Below are 25,568 nucleotides of genomic sequence, written 5' to 3' on the forward strand. Positions count from 1 at the left end.
TGAGGGGTGCAAGCGTCCATGATGTTGCGAACTTTTTTAGGTAAAATAACGCGAGGGAGTGGCTACCATGAGCGTATCTGGAATTGGGATAAGTGGAATTATCAATGTGATTGTCACAGTTGTTCTTGTTGTCGGCTTGGTCGTGCTTTTTAAGAAGGCGTATCGTAAAAAATGACCCCAGCAACGGAGTCATTCTCACGACTCGTCTGATGCGCTTACCCGCGGACGGCACCGTCGTGACGTGGGGATCCGGGAGCGAATCGTGTCTGTTCCGCGCATTACGTACGTTTTGACGTTATCCGATACCTGGTTCGGGCGGATAAACAGCAGAATGTTGTTATCCGCGCTCGTGGTTCGAGTCGTAAATACAAACTTTTTCGTTATCGGGACCGCATCCGAAGCTGGGGTGGGCGGATAAATTCAAAACGTATGCTATAACGCTCCGAAGGCGACGCGATAAATCAAAAACGTTTGGTATCCTGCCGACGTGACGGGCCGTTAGATAACAAACGTATGCTACCCCGATCCTTCGCGGTACACAAAGGGGGGAATGGAAGGTGCGCGGGCCGCTCCATCGCCACCGGTACGGGCTCGTAGCCGTCGCTGCGGTGGCCGCATTCCTCTTGGGGCATGGATGGAATTGGATGAACTCGGCAACCGCCCAACAGGAGCGCGACATCGCGCTCCCGAACGACGACTTCGATGCTGCAACTATGGCCCAGATTTACAAGAATCTCAACCAGTACAACGTCGCGTCGACCCCACAGGATCACGAGGTGTACGTCGTGACCGGTGGCATCGGCACGGCCAATCCGCGCATTCTGGAATGGGATAGCGCAGGAAACATGGACTTCGGCCGCCGCCAGGGCGGTGAGATCTTCCACATCCTGCAGATGCATCAAGACCCGCGCACATGGCAGTACGCCATCCCGCACGTTTCTGGCAACACCGCCGCCGACGCCAAGAACGCCACGTTTACCTACACCCCGACGCGCTGGGTCCCCATTAAGACCCACACCGGCCGGGTCTACTACAAGCTCGACGATCCGCATCAGTCGCCCCAGTACTGTTTCCAAGTCGGCAACACGTATTTCCTCGTCGTTCCGTTTCCGAAGGACGAGTTTCCCGAGGGCCTGATGACCCACCTCAAGCCGCTGGGGAATCCCCTCCGTGGAAGCGGTGCCTCCGACTCCTATTCCGGCTCCTAGGCTCCGAAACACTGGACCTCCAGGCTGGCGGCGCAGACACCGGCCTGCCTCATCGCGCACCCGCCGCGCCTCCGCTTCATACCGTGTAGTGAATGGTGGAGAGGGAGGCGCGAGTCATGCAATACGACGCGCTCCTGCAGGTTCTCGCGCAAGGGATAGAGGCGCTGATGGAACGTCAACGCGCGGACGGCGCGTTCGACTTTTGCTGCGAGGTGAACCCGCTGCCCGACGCCATGATGGCGCTGTGCTTGCGCCTCATGGGGGCCCAGACGGACACTGCGGGCCCCTCCGCCTGCACGCCTGGCCACGCACCGGTCGCTCCCATCGTCCACACGCCGGTCGTCTGGTCGGCCTCGTCGCCTGTCGATCCGCTGGCCGACGCCCTCTGCCGGCGGATTGAATCCCTCCAGGACGAAGACGGGGCATGGCGCGCCTACCCCGATCAGCCCGACAATCCATCGGCGACTGCGCTCGCCTACGCCACCCTGCTGCTCTGTGGACGCGCGCCGGACGACCCGGCCATGCAGCGGGCCCGCGACTACTTGGTGCGGCACGGCGGGCTCGACGCCGCGTCGCACATGACGAAGATCTTGCTCGCCACGGCGGGCCAGTACCCGTGGAACCGGCTGCCCGGCGAGCACATCGACTTCGCGCTGCTCGGGCCCGGCGCCCCACTGTCCCTGTATGACTTCTCCAGCTATGCGCGAGTGCACATGCCTTCCTTCATGATCCTGCGCCACCTGCGGCACCGCTTCCCCGTCCCGCCGCACCCCGGGATCGTCTCACTGCTGGCTCCGCCGCGCGACCTGCCGGCGCTCCGCACCCGCTTCCGGCACACGCGGGCCATCCAGCGCTGCCGCGTCTGGATCCTGGACCGGCTGGAGCCGAACGGCACCTTGGCCAGCTACGTCACCGCCACCGTGCTCGCCGTATTCGCGCTGGCCGCTGTGGGGGACGAGCGGGATGTCCCCGTCATCCAGCGGGCTCTGGAGGGCATGCGGGAGATGGTCCGGCCGCTGGACGGGACGCTCCACCAGCAGGTGTTCACCTCCACCGTCTGGGACACCGCCCTCGCCCTGCATGCGCTCATATCCGCCCGGGATGCCCTCCGCTCCGCTGGCCGTCCCGGCTCGGTTCCGGCAGACCATGCAGATCCTGTGGAGGAAGCCCATCTTCGGCGGGCCGCGCAGTATCTCGCGTCGCGCCAACAGGACCTTCCCTCCGACTGGTGCGTGCATGCGCCATCCGTGCAGCCGGGTGGCTGGGGTTTTTCCGATGTCAACACCAGGTACCCCGACGTTGACGACACGGCCGCCGCCGTACAGGCGCTGTATCCCTACCGCCGCGATGTGTGGCCGGTGTGGAAGCAGGGCGTACGATGGCTCATCGGGATGCAGAACGAGGACGGCGGTTGGGGCGCGTTCGAGCGGGATTCCGGGAAGCGCTGGCTGGAGCGGCTGCCCATCAACGACATGGGCCAGGCGATGACCGATCCGTCCAGCGCCGACCTGACCGGCCGGGTGATCGAAGCGCTTTCGTCGACGCATGTGCCTGCTCGGCGGGCCATCGCGCGCGGCGTGCAGTGGTTGCGGGGGGCGCAGCGCGAGGACGGATCGTGGCGCGGGCGGTGGGGCATCTGCTTTCTGTACGGCACATGGGCCGCCGTCTCGGGCCTGGCGGCCGCCGGTGTGCCGCGGGACGATCCCGCCCTGCGGCGGGCCGCCGCGTGGTTGTGCAGCGTCCAGCACGCCGACGGCGGATTCGGGGAGTCGTGCCGGAGCGATGAGGTGGACACATTCGTCGATCTCGCCGCCAGCACGCCCACCCAGACGGCCTGGGGGCTGATGGCCCTCCTGGCGGCCGTCGGGCCGGAGGCGCCGGAGACCCGCCGCGCGGCCGCCGCCCTGATGGACATGGCCCAACCCGGCGGCGGGTGGGGGGAGGCGTATCCCACCGGGGCCGGGATCGCCGGCCAGGCCTACATCCGCTATCACAGCTATCCGATGGTGTGGCCGCTCCTGGCCCTCGCCCGGTACGCCGCCCAACGTCCGGCGCCATGACCGCGATGGATGGTCGTGACGAAGCCCACGCCGCCTCCTCGTCCTGCCATTCCTTTGGTGGCGAAAAGGTATCATCTCCGGAATTTTCGCCGGCCCCTGTCGCTCGAAATGTGATATCCTTTTGACCATGAACCGGGGATTTGTGTACCTGGCGTTGGCGACGCTAGGATGGAGCGGAAACTATATCGCAGGAAGGTACCTGGCGGGGGCGATGCCGGCGCTTTTCCTCAACGGGGTGCGCTGGGCGATATCGGCCCTGATCCTGCTTGCGATCGCGCGGCTGACCCGCCGGCGGGTGGGGTTGCGCCGCCATGCCCGGGAACTGTTTCTCCTCGGCCTGGTCGGGATGTTCCTGTTCTCCTCGCTGACCTATATCGGTCTGCGCAGCGTCCCGGCGTCGCAGGCGGGTCTCATCAGCGGGACGTCGCCGATGTTCATCCTCCTGCTCGGGGTCGCTGCCCTGCGCGAGCGGCCCGGCTGGACGGCGTGGATCGGGGTGCTCCTGTCGATGGCGGGTGTCGCCATCTTGATGGGGGTTGCCGGATCGCCGGGCGACGCGGCGCACGGGGGCGGCGGTGGCGGCTGGCTCAGCCAAGGGCCATTGGTCCTGTTGCTTGCGTCCTTCACGTGGGCGGTGTATACCGTCCTCGGGAAGCGCTGGGGCGGCCGGATCACCCCGTTTGAGGTTACCGCCGGCGCCGCCGTGTATGGCGCCATCCCCAGCCTCGCCTTTGGAATCTGGTCGCTGCGCGGCCAGACGCTGCACATGACGCCGATGGCGTGGGTGGCCTTGGGGTACGTCAGCACCGTGGCGTCGGTGGCTGCGTACTTCGTGTGGACGAGCGGGGTGGAGCGCGTCGGGGCGGGCCGCGCCGCACCGTGGATGAACCTGCTGCCGGTGTGGAGCGTCGTCCTCGGTGTCCTGCTGCTGCACGAGCGCCTCACCGTGCGAGCACTCACCGGCGGCGCCGTGATCCTGGCCGGGGCCCTGTTGACCGGGGTGCGGAGCGGAAGGCATCCGCCCGGCGAGGCTGTGTCCGAAGGGCCAGGCATGTAGGCGTCAGCCAGCCGCTGGTCCGGCAGGGCGCGGTCAGGCCGCTGTCTATCGTGCCAGGTGCGCCGTCGCCAGGGAGTATCCGTCCAGGGGTGGCGGTTTCCGCTCATCCCATTTCGCACATCCCGTATCATCACCTGGGGAACAAAGGAGGACGCGTATGTCGGAGGTCATCATTCGGGTCCGCGACAACGGGTCGTACCGCGTGGAAGGGCCGGTGAAGCTGCTCGACGCAGAGGGCAACGAGTTCGAGCACAAGGAGTCGTTCTCGCTGTGCCGGTGCGGACAATCGAACAACAAGCCGTTTTGCGACGGCACGCACAAGACCGTAGGGTTTCAGGACGCGTGCCGGGCGAAGTGAGACCGGGAGCGGTGTTCCGAAGGGACACCGCTCCCCTGCTGCACGACTCAAGCGGCCATAGCGCGGCTCAACCGGCGTTGCGGAAGAAGTCCCGGTTGATGGCAATCCATTCCTTCTCCTCGTCCGGGACGAAGTCCTCCTGGAAGATGGCCGACACCGGGCACACCGGTTCGCAAGCACCGCAGTCGATGCACACATCCGGGTTGATGAGGTAGGTGTCGCCGCCGTCGTGAATCGCGTCGACCGGGCAGACCTCGACGCATTCCGCGGCTTTCTCGCCGATGCACGGGGATGTGATGACGAATGCCATCTCGACCGCCTCTCTTCCACTCCGTTTTGGGGCATGCGCCCCCGGCGGATGAGATCCGCCACTTTGAGTGTGGCACGCGGCGGCAGGCATCGGTATGACGCGTATCACAACGCCAGGGAGCCCCGGGGCCCCGCCTCGCAACCCTATTCATTCACGCAACAGCGAGAGGAGAGCGCACCATGGATAAGCGCGTTTTGATGACCGGATTCGATCCGTTCGGCGGCGAGACGATCAACCCCGCCTGGGAAGCGGTGCGCCGATTGGACGGCCGCGCGCTGGACGGCGGGTGGACCATCGTCGCCCAGCAGGTGCCGACGGTGTTTGACCGATCCATCGCCGTATTGCGCGAGGCCATTGGGCGGGTGCAGCCCCAAGTGGTCATCTGCGTCGGGCAGGCCGGCGGGCGCACGCAGATCACCCCGGAGCGAGTGGCCATCAACGTGAACGACGCCCGTATCCCGGACAACGCCGGACAGCAGCCCATCGACACGCCGGTGGTCCCTGGCGGGCCGGCGGCTTACTTCACGAAGCTGCCTATTAAGCGGATCGTCACCGCCCTGCGGGAAGCAGGCATTCCGGCCGCCGTATCGAACACCGCCGGGACGTACGTGTGTAACCACATCTTCTACGGACTCATGCACCTGATTGCCACCGAGCACCCACAGGTGCGCGGCGGGTTTGTTCACATTCCGTATCTGCCCGAGCAGGTCACCGGAAAGGCGGAGCCCAGCATGGCGCTGGAACTCATCGTCCGCGGCCTGGAGCGGGTTGCCGCCGTGAGCGCGGCGGCGTACGACGCGGGCAGCGAGGCGGATCTGGCGGTGACGGCCGGGCAGGAGTGCTAGCGGCCGCGATCGCATCGGCGGGTGGCCCAGCAAGAGCAAGTCGCGTCGTTGAGGCAGCCACAGCGGCGGCACTAAATTCGCTACAGATTTGCAGCGAGGGGGAGACAAGCATGGCGGATCGGATCCTCATCACCAACGGTCGCGTCCTCAGCCCCACCGGGGAGTGGGTGGACGGGCAAGACATCGTGATCGAAGGCGGGAAGGTCCAGGCGGTGATGCGAGGCGCCGGGCGCCCGGCGGGGGCGCAGGTCATCGATGCCAGCGGAAAGTGGGTGAGCCCGGGGCTGATCGACGTGCACACCCACCTGGGCGTGCACGAACTGGGCGTGGGCCGCGAGGGGGCCGACTTCAACGAGACGAGCAGTCCGGTGACGCCGGAGGTGCGGGCCATCGACGGCATCAACCCGTTTGACACGGGATTCCAGGACGCCGTTCGGGCCGGCGTGACGACGGTACAGGTGATGCCCGGCAGCGCCAACGTGATCGGCGGCGAGATGGCCGTCCTCAAGACGCACGGGCGCGTCGTCGATGAGATGGTGGTGCGTGCGCCGTCGGGCATGAAGGCGGCGTTTGGCGAGAACCCGAAGCGGGTATACGGGGGCAAGGACAAGGCGCCGGTGACGCGCATGGGCGTCGCGGCCCTGTTCCGCCAGCAGCTCATGAAAGCCCAGGACTATCTGCGCCAGCGGGAGCAGGGTCAGGTGGCGACGCGCGATCTCGGCCTGGAGAACCTGGCCAAGGTTCTGCGCGGAGAGATCCCGCTGCGGGTGCACGCGCACCGCGCCGACGACATCGCGACCGTGCTGCGGTTGGCACGGGAGTTCGGCGTGACCCTCACCATTGAGCACTGCACGGAGGGACATCTCATCGCGGACCGCATCGCCGAAGCGGGCGTGCGGGTGTCGGTCGGTCCGACCATGTCCGCGCGTTCCAAGGTGGAGCTGGCGAACAAGGGCTGGCACACGGTGGCGGCCCTGGCGCGCGCGGGGGTTCCGGTGTCCATCACCACGGATCACCCCGTGGTCGCCATCGATTACCTGCTCACGGCTGTGGTGCACGCGGTGCGCCACGGTCTCGACGAGCGGACGGCATGGCAGGCGGTCACCATCAACGCCGCGCATCACCTCGGGGTCGCCGACCGGGTCGGGTCTCTGGAGGCCGGCAAGGATGCGGACGTGGTGATTTGGTCCGGCGATCCGCTGGATCTGCGCAACCGGGTAGAGGTGACCATCATCGACGGAGTGGTGGTGTACCGGGCGCAGTGACGCGTATGTGGCACGCTTGCCTCCTTGAGATCCTGCGGGCCAGAGGCTAGAAGTCGTCTCTGGCACGCAGTAATTGCCAGCAGGTATCCATCGCTTCCTCCAGGATGGCACCTTCCTCCTGACCGTAGGACCCATTGTCATAGTAGTGCTTGAGCGCGTTGTAGACAATGGGGACCTGCCACTTCGACCGGGGATCCGTCCAGGTCGTCACGACGCAGCGGTCGGTCAGAAACGTATCTATCTTTCGCTCACATATCTGCCAAGGACCCGCGGTCGCCTGTTCGTGGCGCTGCCGGATGGCCTGGATTTCCCTTGACTGCAAAGGCTTAGAGTCGTGCATCGTCCGTCCTCCAGCGGCTGGCGCATGTCAGCCTTCATCTCGTCCCTATCAAAAGTGATTGCAAGAAACTGTCGAAAGCTGTCGAACTATACTACTATTGTAGTACTATACTTGCCCGCCCTGTGTGCAAGATCGGGGGAACCGGATTTCATTCAGGCGTCACACAGAATCCTGCCGTATATCGGTCACCCTGTATCTCTGATAGCTTCTTAATTCTTGGAACGGACGGTGATGGGAATGAGGAGTTCCGGCGCCGTGTCCGCGTGGACACCGGAGAAGACCGAGCGGCTGAAAATGCTTGTCTTGCGTCACCTCGCGCGCGGCGGCACCGTGATGGACGCGTGCCAGCAGTTCGAGTTCGAAACCAATGGCGAGCACAAGGCGTGGGCTGCGCATGTTCGCTGGTTGTTGTTCATCCGGGCAAGCTGCGGGGAGGAGTACAGGCAAGCGCGCGTGGCGGGACGGCTCGGGCAAAGGGGCGTGACCCCGTCCGTCCCGATGGACGAAGCCGGGGACCGAGCGGATACCCCGCACGGGAACACGGAGGCGGAACAGGTCGCGCCTCAGGAAGACGATGGACAAGGGGGACTGGAAAGCGCCATGCTGCAATCGATTCATCTCCAGGACGAATTGGCAAGCAAACTCTTCTACTCGGTCACAGAGATTTTAGAGGACAGGAGGCAGCTCAAGGAGCTCATTCTGGAGTACGGCAAGCGGTTGGAGTTGGCTGAACGCAAAATCGCGGAGTTGCAGGAAGACAACCGGGTCGCCCAACACAAGTTGGAGAAGAAGGACCAGGAAATTGAACAAAAGGAGCGCCTTCTGTTGGAAGGCCAATTGAAGTACCAGCAACTTTACGAAGACTTCCAGCAATTCCGCGGGGAACAGGCGGAGGAGTATCAGCGCCTCCAGCAACAGATCGGCGAATTGCAGGCAAGGTACGAGGCGTTGAACGGCGAGTACGGCCGGTTCAGGGCCCACAGCACCAGGGAAATCGAGCGATTGCAGTCGCAACTCCGTGAATCGGAAGTGAGAAACACTCAGTTGCAGGCACAGTACGACGCGGTCCGCAATGAGAATGCCAATCTTGCCCGGCGCGTCGCGGACTTTGCGCGGCAAATCTCAAGCATGTTGGGGAGCGATACCTCGCTGGAACACCTGCAAGCCGCCGTTCCCATTCGGCCAATGCTGGTCAAACCGGAGGAAGAAGTGGGCCGCGCGAAGGCCTGAGCAAAGCCAGGCGGGATGGTGTGCATGGGTACAGACAGCCGTGCAATGCCCGAACTCGTTCAGGTCGCGGCGGACGAGCACGGGCCGTATCTCGTGGTAAGGGTGACCTTGGATGGCCGGCAGTGGACCATCCGCTGGGGAATCGATCAGTTTACATACGACGGCTTCAGACAGCGAGTCGTCCCATTCATGCATTCCCATTCGAGCCGGCGGCCGACCGTCTGGCTCTTCTATGAAAGCGCCGAAGATGCCGTCACCGGCGGGATGGCTGCGGGGGATCCACCGCTCCAGACACGGGTATTGGTGCACGTACATGGATGGATCAGCGAGATCTCCGTCCCCTGTTCCACGCTCTTTGTCTCCAATCTCCGGTGGTTGGTCTGCGTGGCTTCGGCGGATGAGCTTGCACCCCTGGTCTGGGAGAACCCCGATGGCCGCAAACCACCCCCGGCCACCGGGCAGTCGGATGGCCATGCCACGGGTGACGCCACCGAACGGAATCCGGCGGGTCCCCGGGACGGTGAGGCGAACCAACGGGGCGGAGTGAGCGGCCCGCGGCGGAAGGGTCTCGCACAGGCAGGACTTGAGGGGCGCCGGTGGACGGGTGCAGCGGCCGTCGTCGGCGCGGGGATCGCAGCCGCCGCCTTGTGGTCCTTCGTGGTCCATCCACATGTCCCTCAGGGATTGGCAGTCCATGCGATTTCCTCGTCGGACCGGCTGTGGGGCTTATCGCACCCCGTAGAAAATAGAACGGTTGGCGCACAGTCCGGCGGTGTCGTGCCGGCGGACGCCAGCTCCGACAAGGGTGCCGGAAATGTGACCAACCCGGTCACGGTGAATCCGCCGCCGGAAGGACAGCACGACTCCGGGAGCGATGCGAACGTACCGGGCGAAAGCGGCCAGCACGGGAAGGCGGTGACGTTAGCGCCAGGCGATGCATCGTCGGGCGACGTATCGCCGGATAACGCGCCTACGGAGACGCAGGATCCAAGGGCACCAGCTCAAGGGAAAGGCCAGGCGCCGTCTCCAGCAGCGCTGTTCAGCGTTCCCAAAGGTTGCGTCGCTCTCACGTTCGACGACGGCCCTTCCCAGTACACGAAACAGATCGTCGATATTCTCAGCCGTTACCACGTCCACGCGACGTTTTTTTTCGTGGGCAATCGCATCAGCATGTGGCCGGAGGGTGCTCGGGCGGTCGTCGAGGCCGGCGACGTCATCGGCAATCATTCCATGTCTCATCCGCTGTTGACCCATTTGTCAGCAACCGCACAAGCCCGGCAGATCGCCCAGTGCGAAGCCGCCATCGAGTCGGCCACCGGCTTGTCGGCGAAGCTGTTCAGACCCCCATACGGCGCGTACGATAAAGCCACAGAAGACGCCCTTGCGACCAGCCATATGACGCTTGCGCTGTGGAACCGGGATCCAAGGGATTGGGCGGCGAAATCGGCGGCCGAGATTGTGGCCAACGTGCTCAACAGCGATCCGTCGGGCGGGGTGTACGATATGCACGAGACGCGGCTCACCGTCGAAGCACTGCCGGCCATCATCGAAGGGTTGCAGAAGAAGCACCTGAGGCTCGTGGCCATTGGATGAGGTGGTGATCCCTTTGGCAGCGCGGACGTCGGAGGTTTCTCGGCAGTTTTGCGGGCCGTTGTTGGGCGGCGTCGGTTCGGCCCTGTTCGGCATCCGGACCATGCTCGGGCTGACGGCCGCCCTGTACGTGGCGAATATGCTGTGGGTGCGGTGGAAGGTACAGGATCCGACTGCAATGGATCCAACCTCATGAATACCACCGCCAAATCCACCCACCCTCTCATACACCGCACGCGTATTTCCCCTCGCGAAAATTCAACTCTTCTACACCAAGCTTTTGAGCAATCGATACGGAATCTTCAATTTCCGATCGTAGACTGAAGGCGTACGTCGTCCCCGTGCCACAAGAGGACGGATCGTGAGGAGGATGATTGCATGAAGCGCCGCGTGAAGCTGTCCGTTGCCGCAACAGCCACCGCCATCCTGAGCAGTGGGAGCATCGCACTGGCCAGTCACCAGGCCGCCGTACCCCCGAACGGTCTTCATCCCGACACGACGGTTCTTGCGCCCGAAACCCAGACACCTATCCAGCATGTCGTAGTGATCTTTCAAGAGAATGTTTCCTTCGATCATTACTTTGGCACCTATCCCTACGCCAAAAATCCCCCGGGGGAACCCAAGTTCTTCGCCTCTCCGGGGACCCCGAACGTCAACGGACTGACCGGTCCGCTTCTCACCCACAACCCAAACGGGGTCAACCCGCAGCGTTTGGATCGCTCCCAATCCATCACGGACGACATGGATCACGATTATACCGCCGAGCAAAAGGCGTACGACGGGGGGCTGGTGGACAAGTTCAAGGAAAACACCGCGGGTACGGACTGGCCGTTTCCCAACCAAGATCCGAACATCGTCATGGACTACTACGACGGCAACACCGTGACGGCCCTCTGGAATTACGCGCAGCACTTCGCCATGAACGATAATTCGTACAGCACCACGTTCGGCCCTTCGACGCCGGGGGCGCTCAATCTGATTTCCGGTCAGACACACGGGGCCGTTGCGTACAGCGCGCCGCAGGCGAGCGGGGGCAAACCGTTGTCCCCTGATGCCAACGGGGTCATCATCCAGGGCAAACTCAATCGAAACAACACCTTGTACAGCGACCAGGACCCTTATTACGACAACGCCTCCAAGGCAACCAGCCCGACGGTCGCGATGACGGGCAAGAACATCGGTGACCTCCTCAACGCGAAGGGCGTGACTTGGGGTTGGTTCGAAGGCGGATTTCGCGATCCGTCCGTCAAACACCAGGCGACGGGCGACGGGAGTCAGCAGGGCCCTGCCACACCCGACTACAGCCCGCATCACGAACCGTTCCAGTACTACGCTTCGACCGCAAATCCAAACCACACACCTCCTGCATCCGTGTCGGAAATTGGCCATGATGGCCCGGCGAACCACCAGTACGACTTGATGGACTTCTGGGCCGCCGTGAACGCCGGTCACATGCCGGCGGTGAGCTTCCTCAAAGCACCGGCGTACCAGGACGGCCACGCAGGGTACTCGGGGCCGCTGGATGAGCAGAGGTTCCTCGTGGATACCCTCAACAAGCTGCAGAAGACGCCGGAATGGAAGAGCACTGCTGTCATCATCGCTTACGACGATTCAGACGGCTGGTACGATCACGTGATGCCGCCGATTGTCAATGGATCGAACGATCCGGCGGCAGACGCCCTGCTCGGTCCTGGTCAGGCAGGGACCCCCTCGCTGGGCTCGTACTTAGACCGGCTCGGCTATGGTCCGCGCCAGCCGCTGTTGGTGATCTCGCCATGGGCGAAGCGCAACTTCGTCGATCACACGCTCACCGACCAGACGTCCATTCTTCGCTTTATCGAAGACAACTGGAACCTGGGCCGCATCGGCGATTCCTCGTACGATGCCATCGCGGGTTCTTTGCTCAACATGTTCGATTTTACGCACGGTCCTTCCAACAGCCCGCTGTTTCTCGATCCCAATACGGGCGAACCGGTCAGCCCCACTTCTGCACCCTTTGTAAAGGGTGGGCAGCCGTACATGGCGCTCAGCCACTTGGCGGAAGTGCTCAACACAGACCTGTATCAAAATAAAGGGGAAGGCTGGTTCACGTACGACGGGCATCGGGTGATCGTTCCGTTTCACGGCAGGACAGTGACCGTCGACGGCCGGACGTTGGACCTGGGCGCCGGTATGACGTCTGTAAAGGGTGCTCTGTTCTTGCCGGTGGACAAACTGGCCGACGCGCTTGGAGTGAAGGCGGATGGTCTGCTGCAAGGTTATGCTGAGCCAGCAGGTCAGTAAAGATCTCATCGGGCTCCCGAAGCTCACTGGGTACGGTTGCGTGGGCTCCTTCAGGGTGAATCCCCGACGACGCCTCGTGTCGTCGGGGATTTATCACACAAGCTGCGGATTTCTGTTCGTGAACGACGCGTTCATGCGCTCTTTACATCGTGTTTACACCGCGTTTTACAGAATTTCACATACCTCCGTTATGATGTCTTCCAAGAAGGGGTATTTGTATCCGGTGATCGTGGAGGAGAGCGTCACCTGGATCTGTCGGGAGAAGGGTCTGATTTCCTTTGATGGGCAATGGACCGGTGGGGTTTGCGCTCGGGTTGTTGACGGCGGCCAGTGGGATGCTGGCGTATTGGGGTATGAGAGCACGACGGAACCGGGTGTTTTGGGAACACGTCCGCGACGTGGTCACTCGCGTCCGACACGGGGATTTGCAGGCTCGGGTTCTCAGCTACGCGGGGGAAGTCCAGCCAGATTTCTCGCAGATGTTGAATGACATGCTGAGCGCCCTCGAGGATCAAGTGAACCGCCAGTCTGAGGAGCAGCGGCTCTTGCGGTACGTTCTGAATGCCATGACGACGGGGGTGGTGTACGTCGACGCGTCCGGGAACGTTCAAATGATGAATCCCATGGCGGCACGCATTCTGCGAAAGGACGCAGACGAGGCCCGGGGTCGGCCGTACTGGGAGATATTCCCTGATTACGCCTTGAATGCCGCCATCTACCGGACGCTGTTGCTCGGTTCGCCTTGGCAGAATGAAATTCGGCTTCCGGGAGATATCATCGTGGATTTTCACGTCATCCGACTCGAAGGCACCGGTGAATCTCGGAGCAATCGGCAGGAGGGCTTCCATGTTCTGGTCCTTTGCAACGATGTGACGCAATGGCATCGACTTGTCCGGATGCGCAGCGATTTTATCGCGAATGTCTCGCATGAGTTGAGAACACCCATTACCGCCATCCGGGGCTACGCGGAAACGCTCGTGGGCGAGGACGTGGACGAGTCCACCCGGGATTCGTTTTTACAGATCATTTACCAAGAGTCACTGCGTATGAACCGCCTGGTGGAGGACCTGTTGACGCTGTCCAAGCTGGAGACACAAGAAATTCATCTTGAATGGCGCCCCGTACAACTCTCTGGCGTCGTGGAGATGGCCGTGGACCGCCTTCAAGCCCAACTGAAAGTACGTAATCTGACATTGCAGGTACAGTCAGAGGATGACGTCACCGTGTGTGGGGACGAGGACAAACTCCTGCAGGTGATGCTCAACCTGCTCACCAATGCGATGCGTTACACGCCGCCCGGTGGGTGCATTTCGGTCACGTGGGAAACGTATCCCGACCGGGTCAAGGTACATGTGGTCGACACCGGTATCGGCATACCGGAAGAGGAACAGAATCGGGTATTTGAACGATTCTATCGGGTGAACCCCGACCGCAGCCGTGCCAGTGGCGGAACGGGTCTCGGACTGGCGATTGTAAAGCACATCGTCACCTCGTACGGCGGAGAGGTTGGCGTCAACAGTCGTGTGGGTTTTGGCAGCGACTTCTGGTTCACGTTGCTGCGGTGCAAGGATACGGCGCCCAAGGATACGGCGTCCGACCGTTTGGTCGCGCCATAGCGTTGGAGGCGCAATACGAAGCGCGCAACAGGTTTAGACGACGTTTACATTTCCTTTATACGTCCTTTACAGATCTCCGCTATCATGTCCACCGAGTGGAATCCTCGCAGGGAGTTTGGGGCAACCCTCCCTGTAAACCGGATTCGATCTTAACGCCGAGGACGTGGTTTCAGAATGAGCAAATCCATATCGGTAGAGAACCTTCGTGCATGGTACGGGGATCACTTGACACTCAAGGGCATCACCATGGAACTGGAGGCCAATCGGGCGACCGCCATCATCGGTCCGTCCGGATGCGGGAAGTCCACCTTCATTCGGTGTCTGAATCGCCTGCACGAGACCGTGCCGCACGGCAGGGTCACTGGCAGCATCAAACTCGGGGACGAAGATCTGTACAGCATGGATCCGGTTGACGTGCGGCGAGTGGTCGGCATGGTGTTTCAGAAGGCAAATCCTTTCCCCACCATGTCGATTTTCGAAAACGTGGCGCTGGGCTTGCGGCTCGGCGGAGTGCGGAGCAAGGCGGAAATCATCGAACGCGTGGAGAAAAGCCTTCGGATGGCCGCGCTGTGGGACGAAGTGAAAGACCGCTTGCGGGAGCCTGCGACCGCACTGTCCGGCGGTCAGCAACAACGCCTGTGCATCGCGCGCGCCTTGGCGATTGAGCCGGAAGTCTTGCTGATGGATGAACCCACCTCGGCGCTCGACCCGGGTTCGACCTTGCGCGTCGAGGAGCTGGTGCAGGAGCTCAAGTCGTCGTACACGATCGTGATCGTCACCCACAACATGCAGCAAGCCGCCCGGGTCGCGGATAAAACGGCGTTCTTTCTCAACGGGGAGCTGATTGAATACGCCGATACCGCCACCATATTCACCAAGCCGTCCGACAAGCGGACGGAAGACTACGTCACAGGACGGTTTGGATAAGGAGGACATCCCCATGCAGAAACGTCAGGCTTTCGACGTCGCGCTGAGTCAACTCCAGTTGAAACTGCTCGAGATGGGCGAGCAAGTGCAGCAAGCCGTGCGGGGCGCCATGGATGCCCTGAAGACGCTGGATCCCGTCAAAGGCCAGCGAGTGGTCGATGGAGATCGGGACATCAACCTTCAAGAAAACGAGATTGTGGACTTGTGCGTTCGGCTGATTGCGACGCAGCAGCCTGTGGCCGGCGACCTGCGCAAGATCGTGGCGGGGATGAGGATTGCGGGGGATTTGGAGCGCATGGGGGACCTGGCGGTGGACGTGGCCAAGACCGCCGTCCGACTGCAGGGCCAACAGCTCATCAAGCCGCTGATCGATATCCCGCGCATGGCGCAGCTGTGTGATCAAATGGTGTCCGACGCACTCCAAGCGTATGTGCAGGGTAACGTCACGTTGGCCCGAAAGCTGGCCGAGCAGGACGACGAGATCGACCACATCTACCGGAAGGTGGTCGAAGAGCTGTTCACCCTGAGTGCGGAAAAGCCGGACGTGGTATCCCAGGCGATGTCGCTGGCGTTTGTCGGCCGCTATTTGGAGCGGATTGGGGATCACGCGACGAACATCGGAGAGAGCGTCATCTACATCGTGTCTGGCGAAAGGTCTGACCTGAATTGATGGACGCGGCATGTAAGCCACCCACGGTTTTGATTGTGGATGATGAGGAATCGATTCAAAAACTGGTGGCCTACAACTTTCGGCGCGCGGGGTTCGAAACGGAAATCATGGGCAATGGGCGCGACGCGTACGAACGGATGAGGACGGATGATGGGACCTTGGCCATCGCGATCCTGGACATCAGTTTGCCCGGCATGGACGGTATGGAGGTGTGCAAACACCTGCGCCAGGAGCACGTGTGGACGCCCATCATCCTGTTGACGGCGAGAGATGACGAATTGGACCGCGTCCTCGGTCTTGAACTGGGCGCGGACGATTACGTGACCAAACCGTTCAGCCCGCGCGAACTGGTGGCGCGGGCTCGCGCTGTACTGCGCCGCGTTGAGGACCGGCGGGAAGATGCGCCGGATGCCAGCCTGACAGACGATTGTGTTTCCGCGGGCGACATCGTCCTGTGTGTGTCGCGTCACGAGGTGACGGTTGCCGGCCGGCCGGTGGATCTCACGCCCAAGGAGTTCGATTTGCTGCGCTATTTGATCCTTCATCAGGACCATGTGTTGGCGCGAGAGCAACTGCTGCAGCAGGTGTGGGGATACGCCTACACGCCGGATACCCGTATTGTGGACGTGCACATTTCTCACCTTCGCGACAAAATCGAGCCCAATCCCAAGCAACCCATCTATATTCGAACCGTGCGCGGCGTCGGTTACCGGTTCACAGGCGGGTCCAGGTCCCGCCGTGAATCATAGGCCCTGAATTGAATGGACGGGCGAATCTTTACAAAGCCTTAAAGAGGGCTTCACCGTGAATTCAACTCGTCCTGATACGCTGAATTCTGCAAGGGCCCTTGAAGTGAAAAGAGAAAGCCCGAGAGGGTAGGGAGGATGTGGAGAGATGTTGAAGTCTCGATTGGCCGGTGTAGCCTTGGCGTTGTCGGCGGTCATTGCCACCGCGGGCTGTGGAGCGGCCACCAACAATACGGCCAACACAGGCAACGCAGCGCAGAACACGACGGGCGGAGCGACGTCGGCACCGATCACCATCAATGAGACGGGTTCGTCCTTGCTGTATCCGCTGTTCAACGGCCAATGGATTGAAGCGTACAAGTCGGTCGATCCCAACGTCAGCATCACGGCCGCCTCAACCGGGAGCGGAACGGGGATTGCGCAAGCCATCGCCGGAACGGTGCAAATCGGCGCTTCGGATGCGTACCTGTCCGACGCCCAGATGCAGCAGAACCCGTCCATGGTGAATATTCCGCTGGCCATTTCTGCGCAGCAAGTCATGTACAACGTCCCGGGCTTGACGGGGGACCAGCACCTGAAACTGAGCGGCGACGTACTCGCGAACATCTTTTCGGGAAAGGTCAAGTTCTGGGATGACGCGGCCATCACCAGCCTGAACCCGGGTGTGAAACTGCCGCACCAGCAAATCATTCCGGTGCACCGCTCGGATGGTAGCGGCGACACGTTCCTGTTCACGCAGTATCTGTCGGATACCAGCGCGGACTGGAAAAACACGGTTGGCTACGGTACCACGGTGTCCTGGCCGGCCGTTGCGGGCGGCATCGGCGCCAAGGGCAACGACGGCGTCGTTCACGCACTCGCCAGCAACAAGTACAGCATCGGCTATGTGGGCATCAGTTGGCTGGACAAGGCGACTCAGCAAGGCCTGGGCTACGCCGCACTGAAGAACAAGGATGGGAACTTTGTGCTGCCTACGCAGGAGAACATTCAGGCCGCGGCACAGGCCGGGGTGAGCAACGTGCCGGACGACGAGCGGGTATCCCTCATCGACGAGCCGGGCGCCAAGTCGTATCCCATCATCAACTTTGAGTACGCGATTGTGAACACAAAACAGCCGGCCGACATGGCAGCGGCACTCAAGAAGTTCTTGAACTGGGCCATCGATCCGAACGGTGGCAACAAAGACCAATACCTGTCGCCGGTGCACTTCCTGCCACTGCCGGCTCAGATTGAGTCCAAGAGCCAGGCGCAGATCAACAAAATCGGCGGTTGATAAGTTGGGTGGAGTGATGTCATGAAACGGGTGAGCCCCCGTTCCAAGATTGCGGATCAAGTGTTTCTGGTCGCTACTGGCCTCTGTGCCAGTAGCCCCATCTTGTTTCTGTTGGTGATTACCGGCATCGTCGTGGTTCAGTCTATACCCAGCATTCGACTGATGGGTTGGCACTTCCTCACCGGTGTAACCTGGGATATGGGGAGCACGTACGGCGCGATGACCGTGAAAAACGGTGTCTCGGTGCCTGCCGGCGCCTCCTATGGCGCTCTGCCGTTTATCGTGGGGACGTTGGCGTCTTCGGTGATTGCGCTGTTGATTGCGGTACCGATCTCGGTGTTGACAGCCGTGATCCTCGCGTATCGGGTCCGAGGGGTTGTGAAATCCTCCCTGTCCGTCGTCGTGGAGCTGCTCGCGGGGATTCCCAGCGTCGTGATTGGGCTGTGGGGCATCGTCGTCCTTGCGCCGTGGGTGTCTTCCTCACTGGGGCCGTTTCTGACCCATTTTGGCGCAATCATTCCGTTTTTCAGCGGCCCGGTGGGCACTGGCCTGGGGCTCTTGACCAGCGGCCTGGTGCTGGCGTTGATGGTTGTGCCGATTATTACGGCCACCACCCGAGACCTGCTGGAGCAGGTCCCCGTGCTGTACCGGGAAGGCGGGACCGCACTGGGCATGACGAGCTGGGAAGTCGTCCGCTTGATTTGCCTGCCCTATATCAAGGAAGGCATGATCGGCGCTGTGGCCTTGGGATGGGGGCGCGCGATGGGGGAAACCATGGCGGTGCTCATGGTCAGCGGCAGTGCCATCAATTATCTGCCCCATAACATCTACAGCCCCATTTCCACCATGGCCGCCGTGATTGCGGATCAACTCGACAGCGCGATGACCGATGCATCTCACATGGCGGTTCACGCCCTGTCCGAACTCGCCCTTGTCCTTTTGGTACTGACGTTGCTGACCAACCTCATCGCACGTCTGTTGGTGAATCGCTCCCGAGGGGCACGACGGGCCGGTGTGGGGGTGAAGGCGTGATGACGATCCGCAGCAAGGTGCGCAAGTGGAGATCGAACCTCGGATGGGGTTTGGCGTGGTTCGGCACGGCACTCGTCCTGTTTGGGCTGTTGCACCTCCTCTGGACCGTGCTCTCCAAAGGCATCACGTCGTTCCGATGGGATATGTTGACCACGGTGACGCACGGTATTGCGGGGGGCCTGCAAAACGCCATCCTGGGCACCTTTGAACTGATCCTCATTTCGACCATCATCGCGGCGCCGCTGGGAATCCTGGGGGGCGTGTACGTCTCTGAGTTTGCGCACACCAAGGTCGCCAGCGTGATTCGATTTTTGACCGAAGTGCTCTCCGGGGTTCCGTCCATCGTCATTGGCTACTTCGGGTACCTGCTGATGGTGCTCAACTGGGGCTGGGGGTTCTCCGCTCTGGCGGGCGGCATTGCCCTGACCATCATCATGCTGCCGTATATCCTGCGGACCACGGAATCCAGTTTGCAACAGGTCCCGCTCGCTCAACGGGAAGGGGCGTGGGCGCTCGGGATGACCAGGTTCCAGGCGATCTCCCGGGTGGTTTGGAGACCGGCAGCCGGCGGAATTGCGACCGGCGTACTGATGGCCGTTGCCATCGGCATGGGGGAAACGGCACCGTTGCTGTATACGGCGGGATGGTCCTCCCTGAATCCCACGTGGCACCTGACCGGGCACCAGGTCGGGTATTTGACATACGTGGTGTGGACCTATATCGATCAGCCGTATCCCGAAGCGCATGCACTGGCTTACAGCGCCGCGTTCATCCTGTTGGTGATCATTCTCCTCATCCACGTGGTGGTGCGGGTCCTGGTGAAACGCGCCACGGTGGCGGAAAAATAAGGGGCGACGTCACCGGCGTCGCCCCATCGTGCCGTAGGCCTCTTCGATTCGCCGCCAGTCGGCGGGCGTGTCCGCGTCCAGTGCCCACAAGGGATTCTCGGCGTCGACCCAGTGAACGCGTGCCGGATGGCGCTGAAGGACGCCGCGGGCGCCCTGGTCGCCCTCGATCTGCATCAGTTCCTGGAACAGGTCGGCCGGAAACAGCACCGGATGGCCGGGAGTGCCGTCATAGCGAGGGCGGACAATCGGCAAGGGAAGGGATCCAGCCGACCACGCCGCCCAAAACGCTTCCGCCAGTGCCCGCACGAGGGACGGGGGGAGGAGCGGTTGATCGCCCAACAGGATCATGGCGGCCTCCGTCCCAGCGGGCAGCGCAGCAACGCCCAGGCGCAGCGAGGACGCCATCCCGCACAGGTAGTCGGGGTTGTGCACAACAGACACCGGCAAACCGCTCAGGGCGCTGCTGACCTCTGCGTGCTGGCTGCCGGTCACCACCACGACCGGCGACACTCCGCCCTGCACGGCGGTCTGCGCTGCGATTCGCACCAGCGGCCGGCCGCCCAAGCGCAGCAACTGCTTGGGTTGTCCCATGCGTGAGGATGCCCCGGCTGCCAGCACGATGCCGGCGATGGGGGGCATGAAGGGATTTTTGCCACCCATGCTCTTCATCCCCCGATGAAAGACATTTCGACCTTCGGCCGTTTGGGCGTCGCCTGGCTGCGGAGTTCCGAATACCGGTCGTCGCGCCGGCGCCACAGGCCGGTGATGGCGTCGAACAGCTCGTCGTCCGTCGCCCCGCTGCGCAGCAGGGCTCGGAGGTCATGTCCCCGCCCCGCGAACAGGCAGGTGAAAAGCCGTCCGTCCGCCGACAGGCGGGCACGGTTGCACGTCCCGCAGAACGCCTGCGTGACCGACGCAATCACGCCGATCTCCCCCTGCCCGTCCTGGTACCGAAAGCGCGTGGCGACTTCACCCGGATGCTCCGGAGGAACCGGTTCGATGGGCCACTCGGCGTGAATACGGCGGAGGATTTCGGCGGCCGGCACCACGTCGTCCATCCGCCATCCGTTGCTGTTGCCCACGTCCATATACTCGATGAAGCGCAACACGTGTCCCGTGCCGCGAAAGTGACGGGCCATCTCCACCACGTCGTCCTCGTTGACGCCCCGCTTGACGACCATGTTCACTTTCACCGGCGCGAGTCCCGCCCCCGCGGCGGCCTCGATGGCGTCGAGCACCTTGCGCACGGGAAAATGCACGTCATTGAGTGCCATGAATACCTCGTCGCGCAGCGAGTCGAGGCTCACCGTAATGCGGCGCAGACCTGCCTCCTTGAGCGCAACCGCTTTCTTCGGGGTGAGTAACGATCCGTTGGTCGTCAACGCCAGGTCCTCGACGCCCTCAATGGCGGCGAGCATGGCGATGAGGCGCTCGATGTCGCGGCGCAACAGGGGTTCACCCCCGGTCAGCCTGAGTTTTCGCACACCGGCGCGGACGAACACCCGCGCCAGGCGTGCGATCTCTTCAAAGGTCAACAACTGCTCGTGCGGCAAAAAGGCGAAATTCGGACCGAACACCTCTTTGGGCATGCAGTAGGTGCAGCGGAAATTGCAGCGGTCGGTCACCGAAATGCGCAGGTCACGAAGCGGCCTTCGCAGTTGGTCTTGGACGACGGCGCTCGCCGCGCTCTGCGGGGCGCCGGGGGCTGCCGCATGGGTTCCGGAGCGGTTCTCGTCCATCTTCTTCATCCCTCCGGTCGGTGGACACTGGGTGAGCGGAGGCCGTTCATGCCGGCTTCTCCAGCGCGTCCTGCCTTCAGTATACCGCCTCGCAGCTCCCTGGGCCATCCTCGTCATATTTCGTGACGACAACCATAGGTTAGACATCGGGAAGGGCCGGACATTTCCATTTTTCAACCGATTGTGTTACTCTGAATGTACTAAATCTTCTTGTCCACGTCGATGGCGCCTGCGTGCCAGGGGGAGGGGTGCGGCCGAGGATTGAGGAAGCGATTTCAAAGAATACCGGTGGGCCGCGAGCCGCGCGGCGGCTCGCAGACATGGGAAGCGCACGCTCTGGAGGTGGATGGATGGTGAAACACAGCAAAGTGACGGTGACCCTCACGGTCAACGGTGTCCAGCGCACGGCGGAGGTGGAGCCGAGGACCCTGTTGGTGCATTTTCTGCGTGACGAGCTCGGCCTGACGGGTACGCACATCGGCTGCGATACCAGCCAGTGCGGAGCGTGCACCGTGTTGTTGAATGGCGATGCGGTCAAGTCGTGCACCGTCCTGGCGGTGCAGGCGTACGGCGCCGAGGTGACCACCGTGGAGGGGCTCGGCACGCTGGAGGCATTGCACCCCGTGCAGGCTGGGTTCTGGGAGAAGCATGGCCTGCAGTGCGGCTTCTGCACACCGGGTGTCATGATGGCCGCGGTAGCGCTGCTGAAGCAGAACCCCAACCCCACCGAGGAGGAGATCCGGGAAGGTTTGGAAGGGGTCCTGTGCCGGTGCACGGGCTATCAGAACATCGTCCGCGCGGTGCAGTACGCGGCACAACAGCTGGCGTCCGAAGGAGAGCCGGGCGAACAGGTGGCCGCCACGGGCGGCGGCGCGTGAGGAGGGAAGACGATGGCGAGTGTGTTTGGAGCGGCGGTCAAACGGCGGGAGGACGCGCGCCTCATCACCGGGCGCGGCCGTTACACGGACGACGTGCAGCTGCCGGGGATGCTGTACGCGAGCATCCTGCGCAGTCCGCACGCGCATGCGCGCATCAAGCGGATCGACGTCAGCGCCGCGAGAGCGGCCAGCGGCGTGGTGGCGGTATTCACCGGCCAGGACCTCGCCGGGAAGATGGGCCTGATCCCGACGGCGTGGCTGCCTCCGGATTCCGGCATTCGCACGACGGCCCACCCGGCCCTCGCGGTGGACAAGGTCCGCTACGTGGGCGACGGCGTGGCGATGGTGGTGGCCGAGGACCGATACGCGGCGCGGGACGCGATCGATCTCATCCGCGTCGAGTACGAGATCCTGCCAGCGGTCGTCGACCAGGAGCAGGCCCTGGAGGACGGGGCGCCGCTGGTGCATGACGACGCGCCGGGGAACCTCGCGTTCCACTGGAAGGCGGGCAATGCGACGGACGAGGTGTTCACCCAGGCTGAGGTCGTCGTCCGGCAGCGGTTCCGCCAGCAGCGCCTGATCCCGAACCCGATGGAGCCGCGCAGCGCCGTGGCCGACTACAACGCCTCGACGGGCGAGCTGACGATGTGGCTGACCTCGCAGAACCCGCACATCCATCGCCTTCTGCTCTCCGGCATCCTCGGGATCCCGGAGCACAAGCTGCGCGTGGTTGCGGTGGACGTCGGCGGCGGGTTCGGCGCCAAGATCGCCTGTTACCCGGACGAAGCGCTGGTCGGCTTCGCGTCTCTGCAGCTCGGGCGCCCGGTCAAATGGACGGAGGACCGGCGGGAGAACTTCATGGCCACCACCCACGGGCGGGACATGGTGCTCGATGTGGAGCTGGCCGGGACGCGAGACGGCACGTTGACCGCCATCCGCGTGCGGAACGTCGCCAACATGGGGGCGTACCTGTCGACGGCGGCACCTGGCGTGCCCACCATCCTGTTCGGGCTCATTGTCCCCGGGCCGTACCGCATCCCGTACGCAGGGGTGGACGTGCGCGGCGTGTTCACCAACACCACCCCGACGGACGCCTACCGCGGGGCGGGGCGCCCGGAGGCCACCTATCTCCTGGAGCGGATGGTGGACCTGTTCGCCCGCGAGATCGGCATGGATCCGGTGGGGGTTCGGCGGCGCAACCTCATCCGGGCCGATGAGTTCCCGTACAACACGGCGATGGGGCTACAGTATGACAGCGGCAATTACGAACAAGCGCTGGACAAGGCGCTGGCCATGCTCGGATACGAAGACTTTCGGGAAAAGCAGGAGAAGCTGCGCCAGCAGGGCCGGTATCTCGGGGTCGGCGTGACCACGTACGTCGAGATCTGCGGCCTTGGGCCTTCCCAGGTGGCGGGCGCCGTGGGCTTCCAAGGGGGGCTGTGGGAGAGCGCCACGGTGCGCGTGCACCCGAGCGGCAAGGTGACCGCCTTCACGGGCACATCCCCGCACGGGCAGGGGGAGGAGACGACGTTTGCCCAGATTGTCTCCGCCAAACTCGGGGTGCCGGTCGAGGACGTCGAGGTGGTCCACGGCGACACGAACCGCATCGCGATGGGGTGGGGGACGTACGGATCGCGCACGACGCCAGTGGGCGGAAGCGCGCTGGCGGTGGCGGCGGACCGCGTGATCGAAAAGGCGAAGAAGATCGCGGCCCACATGCTGGAGGTGGCGGAGGAGGACGTGTCCTTCGCGGACGGGGTGTTCTCCGTCCAGGGGGCGCCCAGCCGCAAGGTGACCTTCCAGGAGGTGGCGCTACAGGCGTACCTGGCTTGGAATCTGCCGCCTGGCGTGGAGCCGGCATTGGAGGGCAGCGCGTTCTACGACCCGACCAACTTTGTCTATCCCTTCGGCACGCACATCTGCGTCGTGGAGGTGCTGCCGGACACGGGTGAGGTGAAGATCCTGCGCTACGTGGCGGTGGACGACCCGGGACCGGTGATCAACCCGATGATCGCAGAGGGGCAAGTCCACGGGGGCATCGTCCAGGGCATCGGGCAGGCGCTGTGGGAAGGCGCGCTGTACGACGAGCAGGGCCAACTGGTCTCGGGGACCTTCATGGACTACGCGATGCCCAAGGCGCGCTTTTTCCCGATGTTCGAGACGGCGTTCACCGAGACACCCTCTCCGCACACCCCGCTCGGCGTCAAGGGCATCGGGGAGACGGGGACGATCGCCGCGACGCCGACGGTGGTCAATGCAGTCATCGACGCGTTGGCACCGTTCGGGGTGCGCGACATCGACATGCCGCTGACGCCGGAGCGCGTGTGGCGGGCGATTCGAAACGGGGGGGATCGGGCGTGATTCCGAGCGCATTCGCATATGAACGGGCGGAGTCGGTGGAGCAGGCGCTCTCGCTGCTGCAGGCCTCCGGCGGGGAGGCGAAGTGGCTGGCGGGCGGGCACAGCCTTCTGCCGCTGATGAAACTGCGCCTGAGCGCGCCGCCCAAGCTGATCGACATCAGCCGTATTCCGGAGCTGCGCGGGGTGGCCCGCGTCGGCGACCGGTTGGTGATCGGGGCGCTGACGACGCACAGGGAGCTGGCCACGCACCCGCTCATCCGGGAGCAGCTGCCGGCGCTGGCGGAGGCGGCGCGCCAGGTGGGCGATCTCCAGGTGCGCAACCGCGGCACCCTCGGCGGTAACCTGGCCCACGCGGACACGGCGTCCGACCTTCCGGCGGTGGCCGTGTCGCTGGGGGCGGATCTGTTGGTGGCGACACCGGACGGGGATGTGGTCCTCCCGGCAGAGGAGTTCTTCCTCGGGCCCTTGGTGACGGCGATGCCGGAGAACGGGCTGCTCAAGGCGGTCTCCTTCCCGGTGCCGCCCGGGCACACCCGCGGGGTGTACGAGAAGTTCCCGCATCCGGCCTCCGGCTACGCGGTGGCGGGTGTGGCGGTCACCGCCGGGGTGAACGCGGACGGCGTCGTGGACTATGTCCGCGTCGGCGTCACGGGTGCGGCGGACGCGGCGTACCGCGCGAAGGCGGTGGAGGACGCCCTGGCCGGGCGCGCGCCGACACCGGAGGCGCTGCGGGAGGCGGCCGCACGGGCGGCGGATGACGGGGCCATCGCCGGAGACGCGTTCGCGTCGGAGGAGTACCGGCGGCACCTGTGCACGGTGATCGCCGAGCGGGCGCTGAGGCGGGCGCTGGCGTGACAGCCGGCCGCCGGTCCGGATTGTACCGGCGTTCGGAGACGGCGGAACGGGTGCAGGGGAGGGGGCGGTCGAGGGGCC

General features: G+C 63.4%; 24 protein-coding genes. 20 read left to right on the forward strand and 4 right to left on the reverse strand.

The window, feature by feature from the left end; translation table 11 throughout:
* Window positions 1-557 precede the first annotated feature (557 nt).
* The 4 genes from N687_RS0116645 (at window position 558) to N687_RS0116660 (ending at window position 4,683) form a co-directional block, all read left to right on the forward strand.
* Complete coding sequence (locus tag N687_RS0116645; protein WP_029422937.1) at window positions 558-1,208, forward strand: hypothetical protein; 651 nt, start codon at window positions 558-560, stop codon at window positions 1,206-1,208.
* Between the two features lie 116 nt (window positions 1,209-1,324).
* On the forward strand, window positions 1,325-3,268 hold the full coding sequence (locus N687_RS0116650; protein ID WP_029422938.1) for a prenyltransferase/squalene oxidase repeat-containing protein: 1,944 nt from the start codon (window positions 1,325-1,327) through the stop codon (window positions 3,266-3,268).
* Window positions 3,269-3,395: 127 nt separating this feature from the next.
* Window positions 3,396-4,325 (forward strand): DMT family transporter, encoded by a 930-nt coding sequence (locus N687_RS0116655; protein ID WP_081841725.1) that lies wholly within the window; start codon window positions 3,396-3,398, stop codon window positions 4,323-4,325.
* A 157-nt stretch (window positions 4,326-4,482) separates the two neighbouring features.
* On the forward strand, window positions 4,483-4,683 hold the full coding sequence (locus tag N687_RS0116660) for a CDGSH iron-sulfur domain-containing protein (RefSeq protein ID WP_029422940.1): 201 nt from the start codon (window positions 4,483-4,485) through the stop codon (window positions 4,681-4,683).
* A 67-nt stretch (window positions 4,684-4,750) separates the two neighbouring features.
* On the opposite strand, the gene N687_RS0116665 is transcribed toward N687_RS0116660, so the two are convergent.
* The gene (locus tag N687_RS0116665; RefSeq protein ID WP_029422941.1) at window positions 4,751-4,993 is read right to left on the reverse strand and encodes an indolepyruvate ferredoxin oxidoreductase subunit alpha; all 243 of its coding nucleotides are present in this window, start codon (window positions 4,991-4,993) and stop codon (window positions 4,751-4,753) included.
* A 179-nt stretch (window positions 4,994-5,172) separates the two neighbouring features.
* On the opposite strand from N687_RS0116665, the gene pcp reads away from it, so the two are divergent.
* Together pcp and N687_RS0116675 are read left to right on the forward strand one after the other, a co-directional pair.
* The gene (pcp, locus tag N687_RS0116670; protein WP_029422942.1) at window positions 5,173-5,838 is read left to right on the forward strand and encodes a pyroglutamyl-peptidase I; all 666 of its coding nucleotides are present in this window, start codon (window positions 5,173-5,175) and stop codon (window positions 5,836-5,838) included.
* A 110-nt stretch (window positions 5,839-5,948) separates the two neighbouring features.
* Window positions 5,949-7,103, forward strand: a complete 1,155-nt coding sequence (locus N687_RS0116675) for an amidohydrolase (protein WP_029422943.1) — start codon at window positions 5,949-5,951, stop codon at window positions 7,101-7,103.
* A gap of 46 nt (window positions 7,104-7,149) precedes the next feature.
* Here the strand turns inward: N687_RS0116675 and N687_RS0116680 are convergent, their stop codons facing one another.
* Window positions 7,150-7,443 carry a hypothetical protein gene (locus N687_RS0116680; RefSeq protein WP_029422944.1) on the reverse strand — a complete coding sequence of 98 codons (294 nt, stop codon included), beginning with the start codon at window positions 7,441-7,443 and terminating at the stop codon, window positions 7,150-7,152.
* 255 nt (window positions 7,444-7,698) lie between these two features.
* Here N687_RS0116680 and N687_RS0116685 point away from each other — a divergent pair, with 255 nt between their 5' ends.
* The 11 genes from N687_RS0116685 to pstA all read left to right on the forward strand — a co-directional run bounded on the left by N687_RS0116685 (window position 7,699) and on the right by pstA (window position 19,658).
* Window positions 7,699-8,673 (forward strand): hypothetical protein, encoded by a 975-nt coding sequence (locus N687_RS0116685; RefSeq protein WP_029422945.1) that lies wholly within the window; start codon window positions 7,699-7,701, stop codon window positions 8,671-8,673.
* A 24-nt stretch (window positions 8,674-8,697) separates the two neighbouring features.
* On the forward strand, window positions 8,698-10,266 hold the full coding sequence (locus N687_RS22480) for a polysaccharide deacetylase family protein (RefSeq protein WP_197029313.1): 1,569 nt from the start codon (window positions 8,698-8,700) through the stop codon (window positions 10,264-10,266).
* Between the two features lie 13 nt (window positions 10,267-10,279).
* Window positions 10,280-10,459 carry a hypothetical protein gene (locus N687_RS0116695; protein ID WP_029422947.1) on the forward strand — a complete coding sequence of 60 codons (180 nt, stop codon included), beginning with the start codon at window positions 10,280-10,282 and terminating at the stop codon, window positions 10,457-10,459.
* 182 nt (window positions 10,460-10,641) lie between these two features.
* Complete coding sequence (locus N687_RS0116700) at window positions 10,642-12,546, forward strand: alkaline phosphatase family protein (protein ID WP_081841510.1); 1,905 nt, start codon at window positions 10,642-10,644, stop codon at window positions 12,544-12,546.
* 353 nt (window positions 12,547-12,899) lie between these two features.
* A complete protein-coding gene (pnpS, locus tag N687_RS0116705) occupies window positions 12,900-14,162 on the forward strand; it encodes a two-component system histidine kinase PnpS (RefSeq protein ID WP_197029314.1) in 1,263 nt (420 codons plus the stop codon).
* Between the two features lie 174 nt (window positions 14,163-14,336).
* A complete protein-coding gene (pstB, locus tag N687_RS0116710; protein ID WP_029422950.1) occupies window positions 14,337-15,089 on the forward strand; it encodes a phosphate ABC transporter ATP-binding protein PstB in 753 nt (250 codons plus the stop codon).
* A 13-nt stretch (window positions 15,090-15,102) separates the two neighbouring features.
* Window positions 15,103-15,759: a phosphate signaling complex protein PhoU gene (phoU, locus tag N687_RS0116715; protein ID WP_029422951.1), complete on the forward strand. Its 657-nt coding sequence runs from the start codon at window positions 15,103-15,105 to the stop codon at window positions 15,757-15,759.
* On the forward strand, window positions 15,759-16,508 hold the full coding sequence (locus N687_RS0116720) for a response regulator transcription factor (protein ID WP_029422952.1): 750 nt from the start codon (window positions 15,759-15,761) through the stop codon (window positions 16,506-16,508). Before phoU ends, N687_RS0116720 begins: the two co-directional genes overlap by 1 nt.
* 145 nt (window positions 16,509-16,653) lie before the next feature.
* Window positions 16,654-17,778: a phosphate ABC transporter substrate-binding protein PstS gene (gene pstS / locus N687_RS0116725; protein ID WP_029422953.1), complete on the forward strand. Its 1,125-nt coding sequence runs from the start codon at window positions 16,654-16,656 to the stop codon at window positions 17,776-17,778.
* Window positions 17,779-17,799: 21 nt separating this feature from the next.
* Window positions 17,800-18,810, forward strand: a complete 1,011-nt coding sequence (pstC, locus tag N687_RS0116730; protein WP_035462446.1) for a phosphate ABC transporter permease subunit PstC — start codon at window positions 17,800-17,802, stop codon at window positions 18,808-18,810.
* Window positions 18,810-19,658, forward strand: a complete 849-nt coding sequence (gene pstA / locus N687_RS0116735) for a phosphate ABC transporter permease PstA (RefSeq protein WP_231493633.1) — start codon at window positions 18,810-18,812, stop codon at window positions 19,656-19,658. The genes pstC and pstA overlap by 1 nt, the downstream gene beginning before the upstream one ends.
* Before the next feature lie 9 nt (window positions 19,659-19,667).
* On the opposite strand, the gene N687_RS0116740 is transcribed toward pstA, so the two are convergent.
* Window positions 19,668-20,318, reverse strand: coding sequence for a nucleotidyltransferase family protein (locus tag N687_RS0116740; protein WP_051663375.1), 651 nt, complete (start codon window positions 20,316-20,318; stop codon window positions 19,668-19,670).
* 5 nt (window positions 20,319-20,323) lie between these two features.
* Window positions 20,324-21,397 carry a GTP 3',8-cyclase MoaA gene (moaA, locus tag N687_RS0116745; protein ID WP_197029315.1) on the reverse strand — a complete coding sequence of 358 codons (1,074 nt, stop codon included), beginning with the start codon at window positions 21,395-21,397 and terminating at the stop codon, window positions 20,324-20,326.
* Between the two features lie 350 nt (window positions 21,398-21,747).
* Between moaA and N687_RS0116750 the strand changes: the two genes are divergently transcribed.
* The 3 genes from N687_RS0116750 to N687_RS0116760 are packed head-to-tail and all read left to right on the forward strand — an operon-like array spanning window position 21,748 to window position 25,490.
* Window positions 21,748-22,275, forward strand: a complete 528-nt coding sequence (locus N687_RS0116750; protein WP_035462447.1) for a (2Fe-2S)-binding protein — start codon at window positions 21,748-21,750, stop codon at window positions 22,273-22,275.
* A 12-nt stretch (window positions 22,276-22,287) separates the two neighbouring features.
* Window positions 22,288-24,636 carry a xanthine dehydrogenase family protein molybdopterin-binding subunit gene (locus N687_RS0116755; protein WP_029422959.1) on the forward strand — a complete coding sequence of 783 codons (2,349 nt, stop codon included), beginning with the start codon at window positions 22,288-22,290 and terminating at the stop codon, window positions 24,634-24,636.
* The gene (locus N687_RS0116760) at window positions 24,633-25,490 is read left to right on the forward strand and encodes an FAD binding domain-containing protein (RefSeq protein ID WP_029422960.1); all 858 of its coding nucleotides are present in this window, start codon (window positions 24,633-24,635) and stop codon (window positions 25,488-25,490) included. The genes N687_RS0116755 and N687_RS0116760 overlap by 4 nt, the downstream gene beginning before the upstream one ends.
* Window positions 25,491-25,568: the final 78 nt, after the last annotated feature.

The organism is Alicyclobacillus macrosporangiidus CPP55, from assembly GCF_000702485.1.
Lineage (GTDB): Bacteria > Bacillota > Bacilli > Alicyclobacillales > Alicyclobacillaceae > Alicyclobacillus_H > Alicyclobacillus_H macrosporangiidus_B.